The organism is Streptomyces sp. CNQ085 (assembly GCF_022614595.1).
Taxonomy (GTDB): domain Bacteria; phylum Actinomycetota; class Actinomycetes; order Streptomycetales; family Streptomycetaceae; genus Streptomyces.
Map to the genome: position 1 here is coordinate 4,491 of NZ_JAJFAU010000092.1, position 5,372 is coordinate 9,862.

At 75.0% G+C, this 5,372-nt stretch carries 5 protein-coding genes; all 5 read right to left on the reverse strand.

Going from position 1 to position 5,372, the window contains the following annotated elements; all coding sequences use genetic code 11:
• Positions 1 to 460 precede the first annotated feature (460 nt).
• From LJ221_RS15925 to LJ221_RS15945, 5 genes are read right to left on the reverse strand one after another with little or no spacing between them, the layout of a single operon-like run.
• Complete coding sequence (locus LJ221_RS15925) at positions 461 to 2,323, reverse strand: ABC transporter ATP-binding protein (RefSeq protein ID WP_308314794.1); 1,863 nt, start codon at positions 2,321 to 2,323, stop codon at positions 461 to 463.
• A complete protein-coding gene (locus LJ221_RS15930; RefSeq protein ID WP_241717398.1) occupies positions 2,238 to 2,783 on the reverse strand; it encodes a lasso peptide biosynthesis B2 protein in 546 nt (181 codons plus the stop codon). Before LJ221_RS15930 ends, LJ221_RS15925 begins: the two co-directional genes overlap by 86 nt.
• Positions 2,780 to 3,031 (reverse strand): lasso peptide biosynthesis PqqD family chaperone, encoded by a 252-nt coding sequence (locus LJ221_RS15935; protein ID WP_241717399.1) that lies wholly within the window; start codon positions 3,029 to 3,031, stop codon positions 2,780 to 2,782. The genes LJ221_RS15930 and LJ221_RS15935 overlap by 4 nt, the downstream gene beginning before the upstream one ends.
• Positions 3,028 to 4,944, reverse strand: a complete 1,917-nt coding sequence (locus LJ221_RS15940; RefSeq protein ID WP_241717411.1) for an asparagine synthase-related protein — start codon at positions 4,942 to 4,944, stop codon at positions 3,028 to 3,030. The genes LJ221_RS15935 and LJ221_RS15940 overlap by 4 nt, the downstream gene beginning before the upstream one ends.
• A 19-nt stretch (positions 4,945 to 4,963) precedes the next feature.
• On the reverse strand, positions 4,964 to 5,083 hold the full coding sequence (locus tag LJ221_RS15945) for a keywimysin-related RiPP (protein WP_241717400.1): 120 nt from the start codon (positions 5,081 to 5,083) through the stop codon (positions 4,964 to 4,966).
• Positions 5,084 to 5,372: the final 289 nt, after the last annotated feature.

Below are 5,372 nucleotides of genomic sequence, written 5' to 3' on the forward strand. Positions count from 1 at the left end.
CCCCGGTGCCGCGCAGGATCGCCTGGTCGGCGATGGCCTCCTGCCCGCACCTTCCAGGTGCGGGCAGGGCCCGCGCGGTGTGTGCCCGGCGTGGTGGAGCGGTGGAGAAGGCGCGAGGGAGAGTGACGCACGTCACATCATAAAGGGGGTAACCATTCGATGGCCTCGTGTGTCTTATGGGGTGGCGTCGGTACTCCGGCGGAGCCGCCGCCGCCCGCCGTGTTCGTCTGTGGGGGACGAGGATGGTGGTCCGCGCAGGCGGTGTGCCCCGGGGGAGCTTGAGCGGCCCTCTCGCCCGCACGCCGCCCGGCAGACACCCGGCCAGGATCCCGTGGGGGGAGTCCATGTCCGGGAAAAGGAGGCGCCCCGTCGACGGGCCCGTGGGGGGACTCGTCGTTCGGGGCGCTTCTGCGTGCCGGCCGACCCGCCTTACCGGTCCCGCCGTGCTGTCGCACGGTCCTCACGCGGGACGGGGGGAGTTCTCCGCGGGCCGGGCGGGGGAACGGCCCGCCACGAGCTGTGTGGCGGCGAGCCCGGCGTACAGCGCGTCCGAGCGCAGCAGCTCGCCGTGGCGGCCGACCGCACGGACCCGGCCGTCCTCCATGACCACGATGCGGTCGGCCCGTACCACGGTGGAGAGCCGGTGCGCGATGGCCATGACGGTGGTCTCGGCGGCGAGTTCCATGACGATCTCACGCAGTGCCTCCTCGTTGACCGCGTCCAGCTGCGAGGTCACCTCGTCGAGCAGCAGCAGCCCGGGCCTGCGCAGCAGCGCCCGGGCGATGGCGACACGCTGGCGCTCGCCGCCCGACAGCGTCACCCCCCGGTGGCCGACCCGCGCGTCCAGACCGCCGGGCAGCCGCTCGACGAGTCCGTCGAGCCGGGTGCGCGCCACCGCGCGCCGCACCTCCCCCTCCGCGGCGTCCGGAGCGGCCAGCAGCAGGTTCTCCCGCAGGGTCCCGGCCAGCACGGGCGCGTCCTGTTCGACATAGGCGATCGCCGACCGCAGTTCGGCCGGCGGCCAGTGGCGGATGTCGCGTCCGCCGACGGCGATGGTGCCCGCGTCGTGCTCGTAGAAGCGCTCCAGCAGGGTGAACACGGTGGACTTCCCGGCGCCGGAGGGACCCACGAGCGCCGTCAGGCCGCCGGCGGGCACCTCGAAGGTCACCCCCCGGTGCGCCGGGGAGCGGCCCCCGGCGCGCCCGCCGTATCCGAAGACCACGTCCTCGAAGACGACACCGAGCGGCGCCGGTCCCCCCGGCCGCGGCCTCTTCGGCGACGGCTCCCCGGACTCCCGCGGCAGCTCCTCGACCTCCCGGATGCGCCGCACCGCGGCCAGTCCGCCGCTCAGACCGCTCCAGCCGTCGGTGAGCTGGCCGAGGGGGCCCATCAGGGTGAAGAGGTAGAGGAGGAAGGCGACCAGCGAGGCGATCTCCATCGCGCCGGAGACGGCCCTGGCACCGCCGACACCCAGTACGGCGAGGAAGGCGAACTGCATCGCCACGGAGGTCGTGACCTCGGAGACCGAGTTCCACCGGGCCACCGCCACACCGCGGTCGTGGGCCCGGCGCGCCGCACCGGCGACGGCCGTGCTCTCGCGCTCCTCGGCCCCGCTCGCCTTGACAGTGCGGAACGCCTGCAGTGCGCGGTCCAGTGCCGAGCCCATCGCGCCGACCGCCTCCTGCGCCTGGTGCTGCGCCCGCTGGATCCTCGGCATGAGCAGACCGAGCAGGCCCAGGGCTAGGAGTACGGCGAGGAGGGTCACCCCGAGGAGGACGAGGTCCACGACCGCCATCAGGACGACGGTGCCCAGCAGGACCAGCACCCCGGTGACGGTGTCGGCGATGTCGCGGGAGAGCACGGTGCGCAGCAGCGAGGTGTCGCCGGTGGCGCGGGAGAGCAGATCGCCGGGGGTGAGCCGGTCCACGTCCTCGACCCGCAGCCGCATCATCCGGCCGACGAGCCGCCGCCGGGTGTGCAGGACGACGGCCTCGCCGGTGCGTGCCATCAGATACCTGCCGACCGCCGCGAGGAACGCCCCCAGCAGCACGACGAGCGTGAGGGCGATCAGCGGGCGGACGGGCGAGCGGCCGTCCGCGAGGGCGTCCATGGCGTGCTTCGCCATCATCGGCATGGCGAGGTCCGCGCCGGAGCCGAGCAGGGACAGGAGCCCTCCGCCGACCAGTGCCCGACGGTGCGGCCGGACCCGCTCCAGGAGCAGCCGCAGCGGCGGGGGACTACTGGCCGGCTCCGGCTCGCCGGGCTCGCCCGTCCTCTCCCGGGCCGTCGCCGTCCCCGCCGGAAGCTTCGCGCCCCTGTCCACGCCCCGGTCCGCCGCCGGATTCACCGGGGCCTTCGCCTGAGTCACCGCCGTCCCCTCCGCCCACCGTCACCGTCATCAGGGGCCGCAGGTCGTCCGGCTCCTGCTCCCCGACCGTCCTGCCCCCGGCCCGTACCCAGGCGTGCGCGGAGAAGGGCGGCGCGCCGCGCACCCCCGCGCACCAGTCGGGCCACACCCCCGACATCCGGCAGACCAGCGCGATGGCGATGGAGCGCGGCAGACAGCCGTACCAGCCGGCGCATCTGCGGCTGCCGGCGACCACCGCCTCGTACACGCGCAGGGTCTCCTCGTACCCGGCGGGACGGGCGCCGCGGCTGACCCGGGCCAGCACCCGGCGCAGCCGTCCCGGGCGCAGCCGGCTCAGCAGCAGGGCCGCGGCGACGGCCGTGCGCACCCGGACGCCGCCGGAGCCGCGGCGGGGCATGGTCATCTCGGTGGTCACGGCGCGAGGAGCTCCGCCTCGACCAGCCGGCCGGTCAGCTCCGCGACGTCCGCCTCGGCCTCGGCGCGGCCGACGTCGTACTCCTCCAGCAACCGCTCCACGGCGGCCTCCCGGCCCCGCCCCCCGGCGAGCGCGTCCACCACGACGGTGCCGCACTCGTTCAACTGCCAGTAGGCGCCGCTGCGTTCGTCGAGGAGTACGGCGCCGTACTCGGTGGTGGTCATGGCCACACCCTGTCTGAGCCTCACGGGATCGCCTCGTTCCTGTCGGGATCGCGGTGGTCCTCCCCGTCGGGCCGGCCGTTCTCGGCCGGCCAGGCGTCCTCGGCCGTCCGCAGCCAGGTCTCGCAGGAGACCGTGGAGTCGACCGGGTACCGCTGGAGGAGGGGTGAGTACGGGTCGTCGGCCAGCCTCCCGAGCCGGGCGGCGTCGACGAGCCCGCGCCCGGCGAGCAGGGAGTCCTCCCACAGCGCGCGCAGCTCGGCGGAGTGCTCGCGCAGCCCGCGCACGTCGTCGGCCGACATATGGTCCTTGGTGGTCCGGGCCAGCAGGCGGGCGGGTACCGCCTCGCGCATGGCCTCCACCAGCAGCGGCTTGTACCGCCAGGGGACGACCCGGTCCTCGACGCGGACGGCGAGCACGGCCTCGACGACCCGGTCGTCGTAGAACGGCGCGGCCACCGGCAGGCCCGCGGTGACCCCCACGTCCTCCAGCGCCTGGAAACCGCGGGCGCCGACCCGGATGGTGTCGAGGTCGGTGTGCCGCCCGGGGCGGGGGCTCAGCGGCTCGGCGTGCCCGGCGGCCGAGCGGAGCTCGTCCTGGATCAGCGTCCCGGCCTCGCCGGTGAGCCAGGGCGGCAGGGACTGCCGCGGCCCCCAGGACAGCAGCGGACCGCGGTCGGCGGGCGGCTCGCGGGTGACGGAGCCGGCCAGCCAGGCGGCGTACGAGGGGCGGGCCAGCAGGCCGCGCAGGGTGGGCCACAGGGGCCAGCCGTACTGGTGCCGCAGCGCGCCGATCCGGTTCCACGCCTTCAGTGGGCTGCCCGGGAGCAGCTCCCGGCAGGCCGAGGGCAGGCCGTTGAAGAGCTCGTCGCCGCCGTAGCCGGTGAGGTGGTACCGGGAGCCGGTGGCGGCGGCGCGGCTGAGCAGCAGGTACGCCCTCGCCCGCGCTGGGGCGACGGGGAAGGGCTCGTCCAGCAGCTCCCGGGCGTTGCCCCGCAGGTCCGCGTAGAACAGCGGGGCGTCGCAGGCCGGGACGACATGGTGCTCGACGGACAGGCCGGCGCCGCGGCGGGCGTCCTCGGCGCCCCGGCGCGCCCACGTCTCGTCCTCCGAGTGGCCGTCCCGCGCGGCGACGGTCAGCAGTGCCGTCTCCCGCTCACCCGGCGCCTGCCGGGCGAGGAAGGCGACGGAGGTGGAGTCCAGCCCGCCGGAGAGTTCGCAGCTGATCCGGGTGTGCCCGGCCAGGTGGGCGCGGACGGAGTCCGCGAGCGCGGCGGCGAGGAGGGGGGCGCCCCGCTCCGTGTCGAGCTCCGGCTCGGGTGGCCGCCACCAGCGCCACACGGTGTGCCGGGGGCCGCCGGGGCCGTCACGCAGGCTGAGCGCGTAAGCCGGATCGACCTCCTCCAGACCGCGCCACAGGGGGCGGTGCCGCAGCGGGTGCGGGACGAGGTCCAGCAGGCGCAGGGCGAGCGCGGCGTCGTCGATCCCCGTCCCGGTGAGGTGGGCCAGGAGGGCGGGCCGGTCGGAGGCGACGCGCCCGCCGGCGCACCGGGCGTGGTAGACGCGCCGGTGCCCGGAGGCCGTGCCCCGCACGCAGACGTCGTCCCCCATCCGGGAGACGACGTGGTGGATGCCGGGCAGCCGGGTCAGGCGGCCGTGGAGGTCGGCGGTGTCGCGGGCCGGACCGAGGACGCCGCGCAGGACGGGGGCGGGGACGCGGGCCGGACCGATCAGCACGAGGGAGTCGTCGCCGCGCGTGACGTGGCTGACCTGGCGGAAGGGGAGGCGGAAGACGATCCAGGGGCGCCCGGAGGGGTGGCGGACGGTCCCCGTGCCCGCCGCCGTGCCCGCCGCCCCGGCCGGGCGAAGACGCCCGGACACGGCCTGTCCCTCGGCCGTGTCCGGGAGGACCGCGAAGAAGTCACGCAGGTGACCGGGCATCTTCTTCACCACGGGACGGTCAGACGAACCGGCGGCTGAAGTACTCCTTGTACTTCCCGACGAAGTAGCCCGCGGTCCTCCCGCGGAAGCTCCCCTGATCGAAAAGGGCGGGCTTCACATAGGTCTTCTTCTGCCTCATGTCGTGCGCACTCTCCTCTGTCGACAGAACAGCCGTGTACTGGTGCGAACGCTCGCACTCGGTGTGCGGCCTGTTGCTGGAGTGACGGACGAGATCACATTCACAGCGGATCCGGGGGGTCCACAACGCACTTTTGCGCCATCCTCGCCGGTCGATGGGTAGTCAGATTTGCCAAAGGAACCACTTGATGCTCATGTGATCCGCTGCCTGTCCATGCCGTCGGCCGGACCCGACAGCGGGCCCGGCCGTCCCGATCGCCCCGCTGCCTGTCCATGCCGTCGGCCGGGCC